At 63.2% G+C, this 299-nt stretch carries 1 protein-coding gene; it reads right to left on the reverse strand.

Features of this window, described 5'->3' with window-relative positions; genetic code table 11:
• Positions 1–16: 16 nt before the first annotated feature.
• On the reverse strand, positions 17–299 hold a 283-nt coding region (locus ACYP5B_RS48860), incomplete at its 5' end, for an ABC transporter permease subunit (protein WP_459574675.1).

Consider the following 299-nt stretch of genomic DNA (forward strand, 5'->3'; position numbering starts at 1 on the left):
GCCATGACGTGTCCCCTTACTTGCTGCCGATGAAGCCGGGCACGCGGGTGCGTCCTTCAACCCAGCGCATGAGCAGCATGACCACGATATTGATCAACGCGTACATCAACGTCACCGCAATGAAGGACTCATACGGGCGCGCCGTGTAGTCCACCAGCTGGCGCCCTTGCGCGGCCAGCTCCAGCAGGCCGATGGTCGACGCGACCGCGGAGTTCTTGAAGATGTTCAGGAACTCCGAGGTCAGCGGCGGCACGATGACGCGGAACGCCATCGGCAGCAGCACGTGGCGGTAGGTCTGG

It is taken from the genome of Cupriavidus sp. 8B (genome assembly GCF_054589115.1).